The organism is Bacillus sp. LBG-1-113, from assembly GCF_020708615.1.
GTDB lineage: Bacteria > Bacillota > Bacilli > Bacillales > Bacillaceae > Bacillus > Bacillus mojavensis.
The window spans coordinates 281,947-300,743 of sequence record NZ_JAJFDG010000003.1 but is presented as its reverse complement, the minus strand read 5'-3'; the positions used below and the strand labels follow the sequence as shown (position 1 = coordinate 300,743).

The 18,797-nt window shown below is 45.2% G+C and carries 19 protein-coding genes; 6 read left to right on the top strand and 13 right to left on the bottom strand.

What is annotated here, in order from left to right:
* Positions 1–9 precede the first annotated feature (9 nt).
* On the bottom strand, positions 10–1,959 hold the full coding sequence (gene qoxB / locus LJF29_RS11135) for a cytochrome aa3 quinol oxidase subunit I (RefSeq protein WP_010332354.1): 1,950 nt from the start codon (positions 1,957–1,959) through the stop codon (positions 10–12).
* Between the two features lie 27 nt (positions 1,960–1,986).
* Complete coding sequence (gene qoxA, locus LJF29_RS11130; protein ID WP_081720819.1) at positions 1,987–2,952, bottom strand: cytochrome aa3 quinol oxidase subunit II; 966 nt, start codon at positions 2,950–2,952, stop codon at positions 1,987–1,989.
* A gap of 514 nt (positions 2,953–3,466) precedes the next feature.
* On the opposite strand from qoxA, the gene LJF29_RS11125 reads away from it, so the two are divergent.
* Positions 3,467–3,712 (top strand): GlsB/YeaQ/YmgE family stress response membrane protein, encoded by a 246-nt coding sequence (locus tag LJF29_RS11125; protein ID WP_010332356.1) that lies wholly within the window; start codon positions 3,467–3,469, stop codon positions 3,710–3,712.
* Between the two features lie 62 nt (positions 3,713–3,774).
* Here the strand turns inward: LJF29_RS11125 and galT are convergent, their stop codons facing one another.
* The 4 genes from galT to LJF29_RS11105 form a co-directional block, all read right to left on the bottom strand.
* A complete protein-coding gene (gene galT, locus LJF29_RS11120; protein ID WP_229148543.1) occupies positions 3,775–5,316 on the bottom strand; it encodes a UDP-glucose--hexose-1-phosphate uridylyltransferase in 1,542 nt (513 codons plus the stop codon).
* A 3-nt stretch (positions 5,317–5,319) separates the two neighbouring features.
* Entirely contained in the window at positions 5,320–6,492 is a 1,173-nt protein-coding gene (locus LJF29_RS11115; protein WP_229148542.1) for a galactokinase, read from the bottom strand.
* A gap of 82 nt (positions 6,493–6,574) precedes the next feature.
* Entirely contained in the window at positions 6,575–6,958 is a 384-nt protein-coding gene (locus LJF29_RS11110; protein ID WP_229148693.1) for a GtrA family protein, read from the bottom strand.
* A gap of 17 nt (positions 6,959–6,975) precedes the next feature.
* Positions 6,976–7,647 (bottom strand): TetR/AcrR family transcriptional regulator, encoded by a 672-nt coding sequence (locus tag LJF29_RS11105; protein WP_229148540.1) that lies wholly within the window; start codon positions 7,645–7,647, stop codon positions 6,976–6,978.
* 352 nt (positions 7,648–7,999) lie between these two features.
* Here LJF29_RS11105 and slrA point away from each other — a divergent pair, with 352 nt between their 5' ends.
* From slrA to LJF29_RS11090, 3 genes are all read left to right on the top strand, one after another.
* The gene (gene slrA / locus LJF29_RS11100) at positions 8,000–8,158 is read left to right on the top strand and encodes a transcriptional regulator SlrA (RefSeq protein WP_010332361.1); all 159 of its coding nucleotides are present in this window, start codon (positions 8,000–8,002) and stop codon (positions 8,156–8,158) included.
* Positions 8,159–8,579: 421 nt separating this feature from the next.
* A complete protein-coding gene (locus LJF29_RS11095; RefSeq protein WP_229148538.1) occupies positions 8,580–8,894 on the top strand; it encodes a DUF485 domain-containing protein in 315 nt (104 codons plus the stop codon).
* Entirely contained in the window at positions 8,891–10,432 is a 1,542-nt protein-coding gene (locus tag LJF29_RS11090; protein ID WP_229148536.1) for a cation acetate symporter, read from the top strand. The genes LJF29_RS11095 and LJF29_RS11090 overlap by 4 nt, the downstream gene beginning before the upstream one ends.
* Before the next feature lie 44 nt (positions 10,433–10,476).
* Here the strand turns inward: LJF29_RS11090 and LJF29_RS11085 are convergent, their stop codons facing one another.
* From LJF29_RS11085 to cidR, 7 genes are all read right to left on the bottom strand, one after another.
* The gene (locus LJF29_RS11085; protein WP_059335201.1) at positions 10,477–11,079 is read right to left on the bottom strand and encodes a DsbA family oxidoreductase; all 603 of its coding nucleotides are present in this window, start codon (positions 11,077–11,079) and stop codon (positions 10,477–10,479) included.
* 89 nt (positions 11,080–11,168) lie between these two features.
* Positions 11,169–12,419: an iron uptake transporter deferrochelatase/peroxidase subunit gene (gene efeB, locus LJF29_RS11080; RefSeq protein WP_229148535.1), complete on the bottom strand. Its 1,251-nt coding sequence runs from the start codon at positions 12,417–12,419 to the stop codon at positions 11,169–11,171.
* A gap of 18 nt (positions 12,420–12,437) precedes the next feature.
* Positions 12,438–13,595 carry an iron uptake system protein EfeO gene (efeO, locus tag LJF29_RS11075; protein WP_229148533.1) on the bottom strand — a complete coding sequence of 386 codons (1,158 nt, stop codon included), beginning with the start codon at positions 13,593–13,595 and terminating at the stop codon, positions 12,438–12,440.
* Positions 13,592–15,037, bottom strand: a complete 1,446-nt coding sequence (locus tag LJF29_RS11070) for an FTR1 family protein (protein WP_229148532.1) — start codon at positions 15,035–15,037, stop codon at positions 13,592–13,594. The genes efeO and LJF29_RS11070 overlap by 4 nt, the downstream gene beginning before the upstream one ends.
* A 155-nt stretch (positions 15,038–15,192) precedes the next feature.
* Positions 15,193–15,861: a thiamine phosphate synthase gene (thiE, locus tag LJF29_RS11065; RefSeq protein WP_229148526.1), complete on the bottom strand. Its 669-nt coding sequence runs from the start codon at positions 15,859–15,861 to the stop codon at positions 15,193–15,195.
* Positions 15,858–16,676: a hydroxyethylthiazole kinase gene (thiM, locus tag LJF29_RS11060; RefSeq protein WP_229148520.1), complete on the bottom strand. Its 819-nt coding sequence runs from the start codon at positions 16,674–16,676 to the stop codon at positions 15,858–15,860. Before thiM ends, thiE begins: the two co-directional genes overlap by 4 nt.
* A 7-nt stretch (positions 16,677–16,683) precedes the next feature.
* Positions 16,684–17,592 carry a cidABC operon transcriptional activator CidR gene (cidR, locus tag LJF29_RS11055; RefSeq protein ID WP_229148519.1) on the bottom strand — a complete coding sequence of 303 codons (909 nt, stop codon included), beginning with the start codon at positions 17,590–17,592 and terminating at the stop codon, positions 16,684–16,686.
* A gap of 105 nt (positions 17,593–17,697) precedes the next feature.
* Here cidR and LJF29_RS11050 point away from each other — a divergent pair, with 105 nt between their 5' ends.
* Positions 17,698–18,084: a CidA/LrgA family holin-like protein gene (locus LJF29_RS11050; RefSeq protein ID WP_003227375.1), complete on the top strand. Its 387-nt coding sequence runs from the start codon at positions 17,698–17,700 to the stop codon at positions 18,082–18,084.
* The gene (locus LJF29_RS11045; RefSeq protein WP_229148518.1) at positions 18,066–18,743 is read left to right on the top strand and encodes a CidB/LrgB family autolysis modulator; all 678 of its coding nucleotides are present in this window, start codon (positions 18,066–18,068) and stop codon (positions 18,741–18,743) included. Before LJF29_RS11050 ends, LJF29_RS11045 begins: the two co-directional genes overlap by 19 nt.
* Positions 18,744–18,797: the final 54 nt, after the last annotated feature.

The following is an 18,797-nucleotide window of genomic DNA, read 5'->3' as shown; positions in this document are numbered from 1 at the left end:
CACGCCTCCTTATTCGGAAATCTTTCTTTCCGTCTCTTTTATTTCATCAACACTAACGTAGTAGCCATTGTCGTATTCGAATGAACGCAGCACCATGCAGAGTAGGACTCCGATCAATCCGACTACGCCCATCCAGTACCATTCAAAGACAAGTCCAAATCCGGCGATACCGAAGGCAACAGACATAAAGAACGGTCTGCCTGAGTTGCTTGGCATATGGATTTTCTTGAATTTGCTTTCAGGGTATAATTCAGTTTTTTCTTCTTTCATGTGCAGGAATGCATCTTGAGATTTGACTTCAGGAAGCACCGCAAAGTTGTAGTGCGGCGGAATCGCAGATGAAGTCGCCCAATCAAGCGTACGTCCCACACCCCATGAATCTCCGCTGATTTCACGAGTTGAGTAACGGAAGCTGTAGTAGATGTTATAGCATAGGATTAAGAATCCTACACCCATCATGAAAGCTCCGACTGTTGAAATAAAGTTCAATGTTGTCCAGCCATCATTCGGTCCGTATGTGTAAATACGGCGAGGCATACCTTGAAGCCCCAAGAAATATTGCGGGAAGAAACAAATATTGAACCCGATCATAAAGATCCAGAAGAACCATTTTCCGATTTTTTCGTTCAGTTTGTGGCCGAACATTTTTGGATACCAGAAAATAAATCCTGCGAAACAAGCAAATACAGTACCCGCGATCAGCACGTAGTGGAAGTGAGATACCAGGAAGTACGTATTATGGTATTGATAATCCGCTGCTGCCATCGCAAGCATAACCCCTGTAACCCCGCCGATAACGAAGTTAGGAATGAATGCAAGCGCCCACAGCATAGGCGTTGTAAAGCTGATTCGGCCTTTATACATGGTAAAGAGCCAGTTAAAGATTTTAACCCCGGTCGGAATCGAGATTGCCATTGTCGTAATTGAGAAGAATGAGTTAACGGACGCACTGTTCCCCATTGTGAAGAAGTGGTGAGTCCAAACTAAGAAACTCAATACGGAGATGGCGATAATAGAACCAACCATCGCTTTGTAACCAAACAATTGTTTTCTTGCAAAGCTTGAGATAATTTCTGAGAAAATACCGAACGCCGGAAGAATAACGATATATACTTCAGGATGTCCCCAAATCCAGAACAGATTGGCCCAAAGCATCGGCATACCGCCTGCTTCCAGTGTGAAAAAGTGAGCGCCGAACAAACGATCAAATGATAAGAGTGCTAAAGCTACTGTAAGCACAGGGAAAGCAAACACGATAATAACCATTGTAATCAGTGTTGTCCATGTGAACATTGGCATACGCATCAGTGTCATGCCTTTTGTTCTCATTTTTAAGATTGTGACCATAAAGTTGATTCCTGTCATCAGGGTACCGATCCCGGCAATCTGAAGTCCGAGGAGGTAGTAGTTCTCACCCGGTCCAGGGCTCATGTCGTTACTTGCAAGCGGCATGTAACTTGTCCAGCCTGCGTTCGGAGAACCTCCGATAACGAAAGAAATATTGAAAAGCATAGCCCCTACGAAGAACGTCCAGAAACTCAGGTTGTTCAAGTAAGGAAATGCAACGTCGCGAGCACCGATTTGAAGAGGTACAACAACGTTAATAAGACCGATTAAAAACGGCATCGCCATGAAAATGATCATGATCGTACCGTGAGTCGTAAAAATTTCATTATAGTGGTTTGAGTCTAAAAAACTGTTATTCGGAAGCGCTAGCTGGGCACGCATCATCAAACCGTCGACACCGCCGCGGAATAACATAATTACAGCAGATATAATATACATGATTCCGAGTTTTTTGTGGTCAACAGTTGTTATCCATTCAGACCAGAGCCATTTCCATTTCTTGAAGTAGGTCAGTACAACAATGATGGCGATGGTAGATAGTGCAATGGAAACTTGTGCGCCCAGAATTAATGGGTCACCTGTTACAAAAAATTCATCCCATTTAAATTTCATGCGGGCTTCCTCCTTTCCTGATCAATATCATTCTTCTGTATCATCAGACTTCTTAAATTCATTTTCCTTTACGTTTTCAAACGGATCTGTTTTAGAGTGCGGTGAAACGGCTTGGTAGCCAAGGCGTTTGCGGGCCTCCATCGCATATTCTGCGTCTTGTCCATGATCAACGTATTTTAAGTGAGTAGAAGAGAACGTTAATTCGTCCACATTTTCAGGAAGCATCAATTGATCATACTTCTCTTTTGTCAGCTTAGGAGCCTCATTTTGAGTCTTTTTCACCCAGCTGTTAAAGTCTTTTTCTGTTACAGCATTCACATCAAACTCTTGGTCGGCAAAATGTTCACCTGTGAAGTTCGCGTTGCGGCCTTCATAAGTTCCCACTTCATCAGCCTGTAAGTATTGATCCATCAGCATTCCAGCCATGGCGTATTTTTGTCCTCCAAGCTGAGGAATCCATAGCGAAGCCATTGAATCTGCAGATGAGATTTTAAACAAGATCGGGCGGTCGACAGGAATGTTTAAGTAGTTGACCGTTTCAATATCCTGTTCAGGGTAGCTGAATACCCATTTCCAGTCTACCGAAGTAGCGTAAACAACAAGAGGCTCTTTATCCTTTGTTGCTTCAGGAGCTTTTTCTAACGAATATATCGTCTGTACGGTTGGCACAGAAAGTGCGATGACGATTAAAATTGGGATCACTGTCCAGACTACTTCTAAGAACGTGTTACCGTGAATTTCTGGGTTATAAGATCCATTATCTTTGCCTTTACGGTCGCGGTATTTTACTAAAATAATGGTAAAAAGAACAAAGACGACCCCGACGATAAACAGCATAAATCCGATAGATAACAGGATTAAATCACTTTGCTGATCAGCCACAGGCCCTTTCGGATCTAGTACTGAAGCATTGCTGCATCCCCCAAGGACGAAAACCACAGTTAACAGCGCTAATACAAGTAACGGTTTTAATGCTCTGAACAAGAAGATCACCATCCTTCCTATTGATGTAATAAATCTGAAGTGCATACTTCCTCAAAATCTTTTCTCTACTTTGTTATGCTATCAAAAACTTCACTTATTAGCTTTATTTTTTTATAAACTTCATCCCATTTTCGCTTAAATGTCATAAAATCGACAAAATTTGCTCCAACTTTATTCACATCTATCGCTTAATATGAAAAGTTTCTAGTTATTTCCGCATATAAGTAAAGAAAGAAGATGAAGAACTATTTCTGACAAATAAAGGTTTACCACAATAAAAAACCTAGGTCAATCAAAAATTTCATTTTGTTAAACATTCTACAAGGGAATTAATTTTTCCTTGTCTAGCATCTTTTCACACGATTACCATTTTAACGCAATGCATATTGAAAGAAAAGGCTCAATAGAGCGGCGATATGCTCTGAACTGTTCCCTCTTTTTGATTAGCACATTCAATTGTTTATCCTATACAAAAAGGAGGAATGATATAAGCAAATAAATCTAAAATAGGATGTGTTGCATGATGAGTTTCATAATTTCACTTATCGTAGCTATTATTATCGGATGGGTTGGTAGCCTGTTTGTAAAAGGAGATATGCCCGGAGGAATTATCGGGTCGATGATCGCAGGTCTTATTGGTGCCTGGATCGGGCACGGGCTGCTTGGAACATGGGGACCGCATCTTGCCGGATTTGCCATTATCCCGGCGATTATCGGTTCAGCAATTGTTGTCTTTCTCGTAAGCCTCTTAGCAAGAAAAAGAGGATAGAAACAACAGAGCCCAAAGTGTGAGCGTTTTGGGCTCTTTTTTAATAGGAAAAAGCCTCTTCCTTAACGGTTGAGGCTTTTTCCTTGTTTGACGCCTAAAGAATGGATAAACCTGTTGAAGGCCTGTTTTCCTTCGGGTGTCTGTTTAAATACGCCGGCATGTTCAAGAATGCGCGCGAATACATGACCAAGCTCTTCTTTTATGACCTGTTCCGCATTCCCTTTTGTTATGGTTCTTCTTTCCATCAGACGAAGAGCCCAATCTTTATGTTTAGCGGTCAGCTCATTTTCTTCTAATGCTGTTTTCGGATCAGCAGAGCACATTGCCGCTTCCGTTGCTTTCATTTCTTCCTGTAAACGGCCCGGCAATATCGCTAAGCCCATGACCTCAATCAGGCCGATATTTTCTTTTTTGATATGATGAACCTCTTGATGAGGATGAAAGATTCCTAATGGATGCTCCTCATCCGTCCGATTGTTTCTCAGCACGATGTCGAGTTCATACGAGCCTCCCCTGCGTCTTGCAATCGGCGTGACCGTATTGTGCGGCGTATCCCCTGTGAAGGCGGCTATGCCGGCTTTTTCATCAGAATATTGCTGCCATGCACGGAATATATGGTTCGCTGCGTCAGCGACTCTATCTGGATCGTCCCCCTGGAGCCTGAGCACAGACATTGGCCATTTCACTAAGCCCAGCAACACACCGGGATGACCCATCAATTCGTATCTTTCCTCCATTTCGGCACGCGCCATCGGAAAATCGTGCGCCCCGCCTTGAAAATGGTCGTGGCTTAGGATGCTGCCTCCGACAATCGGCAGGTCTGCGTTTGATCCGATAAAATAATGCGGATATTGCCCGAGGAATGAGAGCAGTCTTTCAAACGTTTTTTTGCTGATCTCCATCGGTTCATGCTCACCCTTTAAAACGATGCAATGCTCCGGATAATACACGTATGGCGAGAATTGCAAATACCATTGCTCGTCTCTGAGAATAACAGGAATGATTCTGTGATTCTGCCGGGCCGGATGGTTCACACTTCCCTCAAAGCCGACATTTTCCTTACAAAGCACACAAGGCGGATAATTCGTCTGCGTCTGTTCTTTGGCAGCCGCAATCGCTTTCGGATCCTTTTCGGGCTTTGACAGGTTAATTGTTATTTCCAGCTCGCCATATTCGGTCGGCACCGTCCAATGAACGTTTTTGGCGATTCTGTCAGACCTGATATAATAGACATCCTCTGCATATTGATAAAACTCCTTTGTCGCCTGTTTCGGTCCGTATAACGCCTTTGTCTCTTCAAACTTGCGGATGACCTCAGACGGAGGCGGGACAAAACAACCCATCAGCTTCGCACTGAGCAAATCTCGATAGGTGTCTGTATTTGCTTCTATGCGGCCGGTTTCTGCCGCCCACTCGTAAATAGGAGAAAGCAAGTCAGGAAGACGTTGGCTCTGCTTAATAGGTGTGCTTGAGACCGGCTGGGGATGTTTGATGTCCAGCACTTCATAAAGTCGGTTTCTCGTATATTCCTGATCCCAGATCGATATCAGTTTTCGTTCCAGCCCATACTCGATCAGCTGTTCCAGATGTTCAAAAATGCTCATGTGTCACTCCCCCTTTAGTTCTCTCGCTCCTTCACCAATATCAGCGACATAAAAATCAGCTTTGAGGCCTGTTTTTTCTTGATACCTGTCTCCAACCTTTTGGATAAAGTCATCAACAAATTCATCCTTTACAATACTGATTGTGCAGCCGCCGAATCCCGCTCCCGTCATTCTTGAGCCGATCACTCCTTCTTGCTCCCACGCCGCAAATACGAGCTCATCAAGTTCCGGACATGTCACCTCATAATCATCCTTTAATGAAAGGTGGGATTCCTTCATTAACCGCCCGATTTCGCGAATGTTGTTTTCTTTAAACATGTCGGCTGTCTTGATGGCGCGGTGGTTTTCATATACGGCGTGCTTTGCGCGGCGTCTGTTCGTTTCATTTCGGATCAGGTCAGAGCATGCGTCGAAATCAGAAGGCTTGATGTCGCCAAGTGATGTAATGTCGAGCTCCTTTTGCAGATCCAGCAATGCGTCGCTGCACTCTTGGCGTCTCGCATTATAGCTTGAGTCCGCCAATGTCCTTTTTTTGTTCGTGTTCGCAATAACCAGCGCAAGCCCGAAGACATCGAGTTTGCTATATTCATAGTCCAGCGTATCGCAGTTCAGAAGCATCGCATGATGTTCTTTCCCCATTCCGATTGCGAATTGATCCATAATTCCGCAATTGACCCCGATAAATGTGTTTTCCGCATGCTGCGCCATTTTGACAAGCTCCAGCGCATCGAGTTGAGGATGAAAATAGCTTTGGAGCACGACCGCCATCAGCAGCTCAATGGAAGCGGAAGACGAGAGCCCTGCCCCGTTTGGAATATTCCCTGAAAACACGATGTCAAAGCCATTCGGAATCGAATAGCCCCTTTGTTGAAATTCATATATGACGCCTTTCGGATAATTGGCCCAGTCGTCTTCTTTTTGATAACGGATGCCGTCAAGACTGCATTCCTTTATGCCGGCTTCCTGAAAGTTGTCCGAATACATCCTGACCAGCCCGTCATTTCTTTCTGCAACAGCAGCATATGTACCCATTGTCAGCGCGCACGGAAACACGTGCCCACCGTTATAATCCGTATGTTCTCCAATCAGATTTACTCTTCCCGGTGCGAAAAAAAAACGCAATCCCTCTTTTTCTCCGAATACACTTGCAAATATCCCCTTCAATTCTTCCCGCATGTGCATCACCTTTCATGGTTTTTATTTTTTGTTTCCCGGTCTTTCTGTAACGAAAACGGAAGATCATATGCTGCCGCCCCTGTCATACCCCTTCTTCTTTTGTCTTTTTAAAAACGAGCCATTTGCTTGCGACATAGTTGACAACAACAATCACCGCATTATCGAGTATTTTGGCCAGCGTTTCATTGGTATGGAACTGTCCCACAAGGAGGATCATCATGCCAAGGTCTATGCCGAGGGACAGCAGCCGGACGCTGAAAAAGGCAGTGAGCTCTTTCAGCAGGCTTTGCAGGTCATCTGTTTTCTGCTGAAACACATACATTTTATTTGTTATGTAAGCAAACAGCACAGACAAAATCCAAGCAGCTACTGTTGCAGCTTTATAATCCACATTCATGATCTCTACCAATATATAAAAGCTGGCGATATTCACGATTGTCGTGAAAACCCCCATAATGATATACATAATCAATTCTCTATACTTCACTGATGTTCCTCGCTTTCTGAAAAACTTTTCAAATTTCTTAGCTTTGCGTATTCGCGGTTAAAAGAAACAAAAACGGAAAGCGCGTCAAAAAAGCTGCGGAATGTGGCCGGATGGCCCAATACACGCGATTGTTTGATGATTCCGTCAAGCACCGCACATATTATTTTAGCCGTATATTCCGGATCAATACTGTCGTCAACCAGCTTTCTCTCCTTCAGCCAATTAATATATGACGTATTTTCTTCCACCCACAATTCGTACAGCCCCACATAAGCCTTGCATTTTTGGACAACTTTAAAGGTCGGCATATTCATTGCAAACGAGGTGATGTCCCACGATGGTTTATTTTTGTAGTAAGAATACAGCAGCTCTGCGGCATGTTTTGCAGCGTCATGAAGAGTCAGCGGTTTCGCAGATGTCCGCTCGATTTCATCCAGGTAGCCGATGATAATCTGTTTTTTCATTTGATGATTTTCGAAGATATGCTGCAGGAAGTCTTCCATGTTGTCAAAATGAACATAAAATGCGCCTTTACTGTACCCGGCAGCTCTGCTGATTTCTTCCACAGACACAGGGTCATATGCTCGGTCAATCAATAAATTCAGGCCAGCCTCTATAAACCTTTCAAATGTTTGCTCTCTTTTAATTTGAAATTTGTTTTTTTTCATATTTTTCTCCAGCCGTATGATTACCCTTATCTTACACCGGATCAATCTTTTGCGGTATTTATTTCTTTCCAAAGGTATGCTATTCGGTTGTGGAGGGGTCATATTTAATAGGCAATACGATTTATTTTCATTTACATACTATCCAGTCAGTATTTAATTGTTTATTATTATAAATAAGGCCCATTGGTTATATTAGTCATTTTTTTAGGGAATAGGTAGGTGATTCTTCCTTCAGTTTGTGAACACCGAGCAACTATGTGTGAAATTTGTTGTACTCGCCTCATCATCACACCGGCTTGCCTTTTATTGCCTGGATGTTGCAGGAAAACATTTTATACAATTGGAGGTTACTATGAAAACTCAAGTTAAAAAAGATTTGGACAAAGATTGGCATATGTTGATTCAAGAAGCTAGATCCATTGGATTGGGCATTCATGATGTGAGGCAGTTTTTAGAATCTGAAACAGCGATGAGAAAAACCAATCACAAAAAGGCCGTCCGCCAAGACTAATCCGGACAGGCGGATCTTTTACCTCTGGCTTTTCTATCATCTGATCTGAGTTTTCACCATTTCCTCTATTCGATAGCTTATATACTGTGGGATTTTGAGGACAAACGGTGTTTCAGCCTAAAATATGACAGACAGCTGGTGATGCGGTCACCTCTTGGCACATGCATTGTCATAAAGAGGTGATGCGAGCATAAAACCGGACTTTAGAAAAAAGGGCAGCTTTGCATAAGCTGCATTTGGTGAGGTTTTGAAAGCAAACAGCTGGAAAACCTTCGCCCGTTTTATACCCCCGCGTCTAAACTTCACGTTTCCTGCTTTTTTCATCCCCTTTATGATCCTGAAGAATAAATCGGACTTTCTGTACATACCTATTGGTGTACCTTTATGCTTATTTTTCAGCAGGATAATAAGGAGGAAAGCCATGTACAGATCGCAAGCTGATTACCAAAAGATTGCTGAATCTCCGTCTTTTCAAGCCTTTTTAAAGCAGAAACAGGCCTTTATTGTTCCAACTGCAATTTTCTTTTTTGTCTTTTATTTTTCACTCCCTGTTTTAACGTCTTATTTCACCTTTTTGAATACTCCGGCAGTCGGTGCTGTTTCATGGGCTTGGCTGTTTGCCATCGCTCAATTTGCTATGACCTGGACACTCAGTACGGTGTATTCCCGAAAGGCAGCTCGTTACGACCAATTTGTAAACGCTTTAAAAGAAGAGCTAAAGGGTGAACAGACATGAACCTGACAGCGTTTCTGTTATTTTTAGCGATTGTCGGACTGACGCTTGTGATTACGTATTTTGCCGCGAAACAGACGAAAACGACGAGTGAGTTTTATACGGCCGGCGGCGGGCTCACCGGTGTTCAGAATGGACTGGCAATTGCCGGCGACTACATGTCTGCCGCGTCGTTCCTCGGCATTGCCGGAATGATTGCATTATATGGTTTCGATGGATTTTTTTACAGCATCGGTTTTCTTGTCGCTTATCTCGTTGTCCTCTATATCGTGGCGGAGCCGCTTCGGAATCTCGGAAAGTATACGATGGCGGACATGATTGCGGCGCGTTTTAAAGAAAAGAAGATCCGCGGTGTCGCCGCTCTCAATACCATCGCCATCTCTACCTTTTATATGATCGCTCAGCTGGTGGGAGCAGGGGCGCTGATTAAACTGCTGCTTGGGCTCGATTATACCGTGGCCGTTCTGATTGTCGGAGTGCTCATGACCATTTATGTCGTGTTCGGCGGAATGATCGCGACGAGCTGGGTTCAGATTATTAAAGCCGTTTTGCTGATGGCCGGCACCCTCGTCATCTCAATCATTGTTTTTTCTAAATTCGGTTTTAACCTCAATACAATGTTTGAGCACATGAAAACGGCTACTCCGCTTGGCGCTGATTTTTTAAATCCAGGCAACAAATACAAGGTCCCGCTTGAAACCCTGTCGTTGAATTTGGCACTTGTGCTGGGGACCGCCGGCCTTCCGCACATCTTAATTCGCTTTTATACAGTTAAGGATGCCCAAACTGCCCGGGCATCGGTCGTTTCAGCAACGTGGATCATCGGTGTGTTTTACATTATGACGGTATTTCTCGGATTTGGCGCGGCCGCGTTTGTCGGTTTTGACGCGATTACAGCGGCCGATCCAGCGGGAAACATGGCGGCGCCGCTTCTGGCAAAAGCACTCGGAGGGGATTTCCTGTTCGCGTTTGTATCAGCCATCGCCTTTGCCACGATTTTGGCAGTGGTGACAGGCTTGGTGCTTTCTGCCGCTTCAGCGTTTGCCCATGATATCTACAGCCAGATTATCAGAAAAGGAGAAGCAACTGAGAAAGAACAGATGAAAGCGGCTAGATGGGCATCTGTAGCCGTCTCAGTGCTGTCTATCATTCTTGCGATTTTTGCACAATCCTTAAATGTCGCATTTCTTGTCGCATTGGCATTTGCCGTTGCCGCCAGCGCAAACCTTCCGCTGATTGTGTTTACTGTGTTTTGGAAAAGATTTAATGCCTCAGGCGCATTATGGGGCAGCCTGATTGGGCTGATCAGTGCTCTTGTCCTCGTGTCGATGAGCCCGAGTGTGTGGGACCCGGCCGGAGGTGCTATTTTTGTAGGCGAGCCGCTCATCCCGCTTTCTAATCCGGGCATCATTTCGATTCCGCTAGGTTTCCTCGGTGCGTGGCTTGGAACGCTTCTGTCTTCCGATAAAACTGCTCATGAAGATACATTTGCGGAAATACAGGTGAAGGCACATACCGGGATTCATATGGATCAGGATTAAAAAAGGCTCTCTAAACAGATTTTTGTTTAGAGAGCTTTCTTAGGTTACGTTTTCTGTTGTTCCTGAGAAATCGCGTTTTCAAATACTTCCTTGCCGGCTGCTCCTGGAATCACGGTGTCGCCGATGACAAAGGTTGGTACGGCTGTAATGTCAGCTTCTTCATAGGCGTGCTTAAGAGCTTGCCGCTGCACGTCCTGATATGTTCTTGCTTCCAGTGCAGCTTTGAACAATGCTCCGTCTAAGCCGACTTCCTCGGCCAGCTTCGTCAAGATATCAATCTCTCCGATGTTTTGGCCCTCTTGGAAAAACGCTGTAAATACACGGGTATTGTACTCATGTCCTTTGTTGTATTCTTTGGCAAAGTGAAAGCCTTCAAAAGCCAAGTCTGTATAAGGGTGAGGCGAGACGTTTGGAAATTTGATGTCGACTCCCAATTTCTCCGCCATCGGTCTGATCGAGGTTTGCCACATATATTTCTTGGAAGGATCGTTTACAGGATCAAGCTGCGGTGAAGGACTTGGACGCAATTCAAACGGCATCCACTCGACTTCAACATCCTTTCCTTTTATCGCTTCTTCAAAAGCGGCTTTTCCAATGAAACAAAATGGGCAGACGTAATCTGAATAAACTTTAATCTGTACGGTCATGATTGTCTCCTTTCGTATAGGTTGATTTTAAACTGTAACAATAAAAGTTACAACTGTTTTTTTAAAAAAGAAGCCTGCATGGCTTCTCTTTACGATTCAAGCAACCGCTGAGCAATATATTCTCCTTTTTTGCAACCGCCGGGGATTGCATATAAAGCAGAACCAATCGTTTGCGTATATTCATTTAACGCATCCTTTGCCGAAAGTGCCTTCAGCATGGGGATGAACTGATTGTCGGGATTTTTTTGAAAGCTGATAAACAGGAGACCCGCATCCATATAGCCGGTTTTCGAGTCAATGCCTTCTGTGTAAGAAAAGGCTCTTCGCAAAATTTGTTTCCCCGTAGATTTCGCAAGGCTGACGTGCGAATTTGACGGGATTTGATTCAGCTTGACAGGGTCTGTTTCTTTTTTTTGGCCAAAGGGTGCCCCCGAGCTTTTTCTGCGGCCGAAAGTATCCTCTTGATCCTTCAGGGAAGAGCGGTCCCAAATTTCAAGGAACATTTTGATTTTCCGAAAAGCCATATAAGTTCCGCCGGTCATCCAGTCAGGCTCGCCGGACTGAATCCACACGATCGAGTTCATCAAGGTGTCATCCTTGGTGCTTTGGTTTCCTGTTCCATCTTTAAACCCAAATAGATTGCGCGGCGTTTCTCCATTTTTGCCTCCGCTTAAAAAGCCTTTGTTTATCAGGCGGACTTCACAGGTGCCCACCGCTTGATTCAATAGGTTTCGCAGCGCGTGAAACGCCACCTGTTCATCATCTGCGCATACTTGGATGCAGATGTCTCCGCCTCCCTGCTTCGCATCGAGATTGTCATTCGGCATAGCCGGAAGGGCAGCAAGGTGTTTCGGTTTCTTGCTTTTCAGTCCAAAACGATCCTTCCCATCTTTTTCGAAAAAGTCAGGCCCGAAGCCAAATGTAACCGTTAAGTTGGAAGGCGGTAAATCAGCCGATTCACCCGTATCCTGCGGCGGCAGGTATTGATTCTTCTGTTCGCTCGACATTTTTTTGCCTGACGTCAGCATGTGTGTCAGGCTGGTCCAGTTTCTGAATAACGTGATGATATCGCTTTTCTCCTTCGCCGTCACATCAAGCGCGGCAAAATACACGTACGTCTGATGGGCAGTGGTGATTCCGGCCTGATGCTTTCCGTAAAATGGCACAATCTGGTCATCCTCTTTTTCGTCCTTCTTCGATGACTTAGCCGCGGTCTGAACAAGCGGAGCAAGACCGCCGAGGCCGCTGGCGCCAATCGCCACGGCCGCCCCAGCCATCGCTCCCCATTTTAATATGTCCCGTCTGTGAATTTGTTCTGGCTTTTTTTGTTCATCGCTCATGCTGTTACAAAACTCCTTTTATAGCACATTCGCAATCTTCGACATGGTTTCAGAAAGAGTCGTCAGCTTTGTGCTCAGCTCTCTGATTTGATCTTCACTTAATTTATCATAAGACGTATAGGCCTGATCATTTGTTTTGTATTTCGCCATTAAAACTTCAAATTCACTGAATTCGGTATCCAGCTTTTCCGTCAGGTCAGAGTGGTCTTTTACGAGCGCGCTTTTCACAGTTTGATACACGGCCTCAGAGCCTTCAACATTTGCCATAAGATCGACTAAATCGATTCGTGAGTAGCGCTCCTCTTCACCCGTAATTTTAGAAATACCTGCTTCGTTCAGAAGCTCCATCGCACCCGCCACAATTTGTTCTGGCGTTAATGTCAATGATTCAATCGAACCGTCAAGCTCTTTTACATCCTTGACAAGCTGGTCAGCCGTCGCCTTTTCCCCGGAAATATGTTTATCCTTCCAAATGGCTTTCTCAAGCTTGTGGAACCCTGTCCACTTGTCCCCTTCTTCTACATCGTTTTCACGGGCATCGATTTTCGGGTCAAGATCTCCGAGGCTTTCAGCAATCGGTTCAATTCTCTCGTAATAGACGCGCGCTTTCGCATATAACGTCTTTGATTTTTCAATATCGCCGGCCTTCACGGCAGCTGTAAATGCTTCAGCCGCCTTCACAAGCTGATCGCTCTGCTCTTTGACGTATTCTTTATATTCATCTGCCGCTTTTGCCAGCTGATCGCTTGCCTTTTTGCTGCTCTTCTTCGCTTCTGTCAGGTCTTCTAAGGACGCTTTCAGTGACTCGGATTCTGTCTTAATTTTGTCTGTATCCGGTTTGGCTTTTTGCGCCTCTGTATAGATAGGCTGAAGGTGCTTTTCGATTTCTGTGTATTCGAACGGATAGTCGCTGCGAATATCATTTTCAAAAGAAAGCCAGTAGCTGTTTAATTCTTTCCCCTTCTTTTGAATCTCTTTTTGATCGGCTTTTTCTGCTGATTCATTCAGCTCGGAAATCATGTTCTCCATTTTATTGACCGAAGCCGTGATCTCTTTGCTTACTCCGCTTTTTTGAGATGAAGCTTTTTCTTTAGTTGACGAAGTGTCATTGGCTCCGCATCCTGCACACAGTGCAAGGATGCATCCGGCTGTTACAGCAATCTTTGTGATATTCATTTTGTCAGTTCCTTTCCGTTTGTAAAATGTTTTGCCGCTTCTGAGACAAGCGCAATCAGTAAAAATAGTAAAATTAGCAATTGCGGAATCGTACTGTACACGGACGGGTAGATTCCGAGAACGGATACAGACGGAAGCCAGCTTTCTGCGTCAGACGGAAGAATCCCCGCGAGCTGCAGGCTGTGAACGCCTGTTCCAAGAAATTTCACGCACATATACAGGACAACCGCCATTGACAGCAGAAAAAACGGCTTCAATGGAATACGCATTCCGAGCTTTATCATAAGAATGCCGACAATGACGAGAACGACAAGGCCCCCGGCTGTCCCGCCGATCAGTTCAGGGAGAGAGAGCTTTCCAACAAGGCCGATGAAAAAGATGACTGTTTCGAGCCCCTCCCTCACGACTGCCAGAAATGCAATGAGCGCAAAGGAAAGCAGGCTTCGTTTTTTCAGCGCCTGTGATTTCTGAATATTGATTTTTTCTCTCCACTTGTCCATCGAGGCGTTCCTATGCAGCCACACCCCGACGTACAAAAGCATGACAGCGGACAGCACGCCGGTGATTCCGCCTAGCAAGAAATTGTTTTCTCCGAATACCTTCGAGGAGAACAGGAGGGTGACGCCGATTCCGGCTGCTAAGGAAACAAACATGCCGGCTGACGCTCCGCCCCAGATCCAAACAGAAGAACGAGTGACACGGGCTTTTTTTGTCATGGTCAAAAGCGCCCCGATGACAAGCAGCGCCTCCATTCCTTCTCGAATTGGGATCAATGCCGCGTCCCACCAGCTGTAGCTGCTCGAAGCAATCGGCTCAAGCAATTGAATCATTTCGTCAATTTGCTTTAATACCTGATCGGGATGGCTGCCGATTTCAGCCTTCATGAGTGCCAGATTTTCCTCCGATGTGGCATAGGCTTCTTTGGATTGGGATACGACGTCTCCTTCTACGGCCAGCCAAGATGTGATTAAGTTGTCGATAGCGGCTGACGCCTCATCCAGCTGGTCTTTTTCTATCAATTGTTTTGTTTCTTTTAAGCTTTGAATATAGGCTGTTAAGGACGTCCTTGATTGACCCGAGGATGTCTTTTTCAGCACAACAGCCTGCTGGTAGGTTTCTAAGTGAGAAGAAAGCTCTTCAAGCTGTGTTTCGAGTTTGTTCGCGTCTTGATTAATGAAAGAAAGAGAAATCATAGCGATATTCGAGTCCATTTTGCTGTGGGAAGAAAGATTTTCCTTCTTAATAGATGGTTCTTCCTTTTTCCACGCCGATTTGAAGGTCTCAAATGTTTGCTGTGCGGAATCTATATCTCCATCTTGTACTGATTTAATCATTTGCTTGTTTAATTCAAGCAGGGAAGCAATTGGATCATTTTCCGCATGCGCCGCTGAACCGAAAAATATCAACAAGCTGAGTAATATAAGTGCCAGCCCCCGAGCCATCATGTTCCTCCTATAATTGAAAATGATTATCATTATATATCATAATCATAGCCAGTTCCCGATCTTTGTCAATGAAAATTTGAAGGTCTGAAAACCTTGGCAGAGCAGCAAAAAGGCTGCCCTTTACAGGACAGCCTCTTGAAAGCAAAATCGGGTTATCGGCCGGTCTTATATGTGTGAATAACATCAAAAAATTTGCGTGCGGCTTCTTCTGGATCTTCCGTCAGACTGATAGCGCTGATCATACTGACACCGTCAGCCCCCGCTTCAATTACAGGACCGGCATTTTCTATTGTGATACCGCCGATGCCGACAATCGGGATGCTGATGCCTTGACGTCTCACCGCTTCAATGAGAGACACACCCTGCACAGCTCTTGTATCCTTTTTCGTTTCCGTCGGGTAGATCGGCCCGAGACCGACATAATCTGCCCCATCTTCCTCGGCTTGCTTTACCTCAGACATCGTATGGGCGGACACGCCAAGGATCATATCGCCAATGGCGTCACGTACTTCTTTTACTTTCGCATCCTCTTGGCCGATGTGCACACCGTCTGCCTTCAGCTTCAGTGCCAGCTCCACATCATCATTGACAATGAAAGGGACTCCGGCTTCACGGCATGCCGCCTGAACCTTTGCGGCGAAGTCAATCCGTTCCTCCCCTGTCAGTGCGCCTTCGCCCTTTTCGCGAAACTGGTACAGAGTGGCACCGCCTTTTAATGCGTTTTGTACAACTGCCAGAGGATCGGCTTTCGTATTGTTTGAACCCATAATAAAGTAAACAGATAATAGCTCTTTCATCATTTCCCGAGAAATACGTGTCATGAGACTGTCACCCTTTCTATTGTCGCTAACTCTGATACATCTTGTTCAGAGACAGAAGACAGCTTGTTCAGCAATTCAATCTGAAAGCTCCCCGGACCTTTGTCAGCTGTCTGCTGCGCGGCAAGCTGAGCCGCAACACCATATGAGGAAATCGCAGCGATGGCGGCGAATAACGGATTTTTTTCCACTGCACAAAACGCACCGACTACTGAAGTCAGAAGACATCCGGCGCCTGTCACCTTCGTCAGCAGCTTGTGGCCGTTATGAAGAGTGTATACGTTAGATGCGTCGGCAATGACGTCGACTTCCCCAGTAATCGCAATGACCGTGTTCAGTTTTTGCGCCGCCTGTTGAGCCAGACGGACAGTGTCGCCTCCGCCTTCACCGGCATCGACTCCTTTAATCATCCAATCCTCAACACCCACGGTATGTGCAATTTCAGCGGCATTTCCTCTGATTGCAGAGAGGCGCACCTCACGTATAATCTCACGTGCCGATTCAGTGCGGAACGGTGTGGCACCAGCCCCCACGGGATCAAGAATGACGGGTACGCCATGTTCATTCGCTGATTTACCCGCAATGATCATAGCTTCGACGGTTTCCTTGCTTAGCGTTCCAATATTTAAAACGAGCGCGCCCGCGATTTTCGCCATGTCGGCGACCTCTTCTTTCGCATAAGCCATTACGGGTGATGCACCGAGGGCGAGCAGACCGTTCGCTGTAAAATTCGTCACCACATTGTTTGTTATGCTGTGCACCAGAGGGCTATGCTTCCGGACGGCTGTTAGTCGTTTTGCTGCTGATTGTGCATCCATGTTAGCATCATCCTTTACTCTCTCTTTTTTTCGGATCCCATAAATACGATTTCGTATGTTCAAGCCAGGCTCTTGCCGCAAAGGACAAATAGCGGTCCTTTCTCCATATAATCGCAAGATGCCAAGGGATGACCGGATCGACAAGCGGAATGACTTTGACCTTTTCCGGGTCAAGGCCGAGACATATGCGTTCCGGCAAAAGTCCGATCCCCAGGTTGGCTGACACCATCTCACTGATAAAATCCCATTGTGAGGTTTCGTAAATGATATGAGGCCTGAATCCGGCCTTGATACATTCCATCATAATTCGATTGTGGAGAACAAAATCCTCCCTGAAGAAAATAAAAGGCTCTTCCTTCAAATCCTGTAATCGGCTCTCTTTCTCACCCGCCAGCCGGTGGGAAGGGTGTACGACAAGCATTAATGTTTCTTTTACAATCGTAAATGAATGAAAAATGTCTTCGTTTGCAGGAAGAACAACAACGCCAATGTCAAGAGAACCGTCTCCAACGCCTTCTTGGACTTTGATAGAGCCGTCCTCAACGAGCTGAAAGGTCACATTCGGATAATTTTCCCGAAAATCGCCGAGCACTCGCGGGAAAAATCCTGATCCGATCATCGGCGGCAGCCCGATTCGCACATGCCCTTTCTTGACCTCCATAATATCATTTAACTCGGATGTCAGGTTTTGAAATGATTTAATAATTTCCTGCGCCTGCACATACATGCTATAGCCGGCGTCCGTCAGCTCCACCTGCCTGCCATTTCGGTAAAAAAGCTCGATCCCAAGCTCCGCTTCTAAATTTTTGATCATTTTCGATATCGTCGGCTGAGAAACATAAAGTGATTGAGACGCCTTCGTAAAACTCTTCAGACGGGCGACCTCCAGAAAATATGTTAAATGGCGAATGTCCATTTGTTTCACCCTTTCTATAGACAAAAGGAATACTTATTATGCTTAATATATATTTTACCTATAGCGTAACCTCATGTACAATATGAATATAAGGGAGGCATCAAAATGAAAAAACTGTTGCTTACCGTTATTCAAATCGCTCTGTTATTTATATTCGCTCGGCTGATCAATTGGGTGACAGCCCTTCTTCATATAAATATTCCCGGCAGTATAATTGGGATTGTGATTCTTTTCACATTATTACACTTTAACATCATCAAGCTTGAATGGATAGAGCTTGGCGCGGCGTGGCTTCTTGGGGAGCTGCTTTTATTTTTTATCCCGTCTGCCGTCGGAGTGATTGAATACGGAGACATTATGTCAAAATTCGGTGTCAGCATTTTGCTTGTTGTCATCATCAGCACGTTTGTCGTGATGGTGTCCACAGGAACGCTTACACAACTTATTGCAAAAAGAAAGGAGAAAAAACATACGTGTTCATCGGAATTGTAAGTTTGTTATTAACGGTTTTGGTGTATTTAGGAGCAAAAAAAGTATATTCGCGTTTTCCGCGAGTCTATACGTCGCCGCTATTGGTGACGCCCGCTGTGTTAGTCGGTCTGCTGCTGCTGGTGAATGTCCCGTATGAGACATATAATCTCGGCGGTGAAGTGCTGACCGATATGCTTCAGCCGGCTACCGTGGCATTTGCGATCCCGCTTTATAAATATTTCCCTGTTTTAAAGAAATACGCAGTGGAAATTATTTTGAACGTCGCCTTCGGCTCATGCATCGCGATTATTTCTACAGCTCTTATTGCGAAATGGCTTCACCTCGGAACTGGTTTGATTGACAGCCTCGTTCCAAGATCAGTGACAACGCCGATCGCCATGAACGTATCTGAAATGATCGGCGGAATGCCTGCGGTCACAGCGGTATTTGTCATTTTGACCGCTTTGTTCGGCACCGTCATCGGCCCGATGGTCATCCGCTATTTCCGCATTGATAACGAAATAGCGCGGGGCGTGCTGCTCGGCACAAGCGCACATGGAGCAGGCACATCTAAAGCATTTGAGCTCAGCTCTGTGTCCGGCACGATTTCCAGTGTGTCGATGATCTTAGCGGCGATTATGACGCTTTGCGCGGCGCCGTTTTTACTTTCATTTATGTAAGAAAAAACTGTCCTGGCAAGGGCAGTTTTTTTTATGTCTCCTTCCATTGAAAAG

Excerpts from the sequence above, each read along its gene's own strand:
- qoxB (WP_010332354.1), bottom strand. The coding sequence starts at position 1,959 with ATGAAATTTAAATGGGATGAATTTTTTGTAACAGGTGACCCATTAATT.
- LJF29_RS11125 (WP_010332356.1), top strand. The coding sequence starts at position 3,467 with ATGAGTTTCATAATTTCACTTATCGTAGCTATTATTATCGGATGGGTT.
- galT (WP_229148543.1), bottom strand. The coding sequence starts at position 5,316 with ATGAGCATTTTTGAACATCTGGAACAGCTGATCGAGTATGGGCTGGAA.
- LJF29_RS11115 (WP_229148542.1), bottom strand. The coding sequence starts at position 6,492 with ATGCGGGAAGAATTGAAGGGGATATTTGCAAGTGTATTCGGAGAAAAA.
- LJF29_RS11110 (WP_229148693.1), bottom strand. The coding sequence starts at position 6,958 with ATGTATATCATTATGGGGGTTTTCACGACAATCGTGAATATCGCCAGC.
- LJF29_RS11105 (WP_229148540.1), bottom strand. The coding sequence starts at position 7,647 with ATGAAAAAAAACAAATTTCAAATTAAAAGAGAGCAAACATTTGAAAGG.
- slrA (WP_010332361.1), top strand. The coding sequence starts at position 8,000 with ATGAAAACTCAAGTTAAAAAAGATTTGGACAAAGATTGGCATATGTTG.
- LJF29_RS11095 (WP_229148538.1), top strand. The coding sequence starts at position 8,580 with ATGTACAGATCGCAAGCTGATTACCAAAAGATTGCTGAATCTCCGTCT.
- LJF29_RS11090 (WP_229148536.1), top strand. The coding sequence starts at position 8,891 with ATGAACCTGACAGCGTTTCTGTTATTTTTAGCGATTGTCGGACTGACG.
- LJF29_RS11085 (WP_059335201.1), bottom strand. The coding sequence starts at position 11,079 with ATGACCGTACAGATTAAAGTTTATTCAGATTACGTCTGCCCATTTTGT.
- efeB (WP_229148535.1), bottom strand. The coding sequence starts at position 12,419 with ATGAGCGATGAACAAAAAAAGCCAGAACAAATTCACAGACGGGACATA.
- efeO (WP_229148533.1), bottom strand. The coding sequence starts at position 13,595 with ATGAATATCACAAAGATTGCTGTAACAGCCGGATGCATCCTTGCACTG.
- LJF29_RS11070 (WP_229148532.1), bottom strand. The coding sequence starts at position 15,037 with ATGGCTCGGGGGCTGGCACTTATATTACTCAGCTTGTTGATATTTTTC.
- thiE (WP_229148526.1), bottom strand. The coding sequence starts at position 15,861 with ATGACACGTATTTCTCGGGAAATGATGAAAGAGCTATTATCTGTTTAC.
- thiM (WP_229148520.1), bottom strand. The coding sequence starts at position 16,676 with ATGGATGCACAATCAGCAGCAAAACGACTAACAGCCGTCCGGAAGCAT.
- cidR (WP_229148519.1), bottom strand. The coding sequence starts at position 17,592 with ATGGACATTCGCCATTTAACATATTTTCTGGAGGTCGCCCGTCTGAAG.
- LJF29_RS11050 (WP_003227375.1), top strand. The coding sequence starts at position 17,698 with ATGAAAAAACTGTTGCTTACCGTTATTCAAATCGCTCTGTTATTTATA.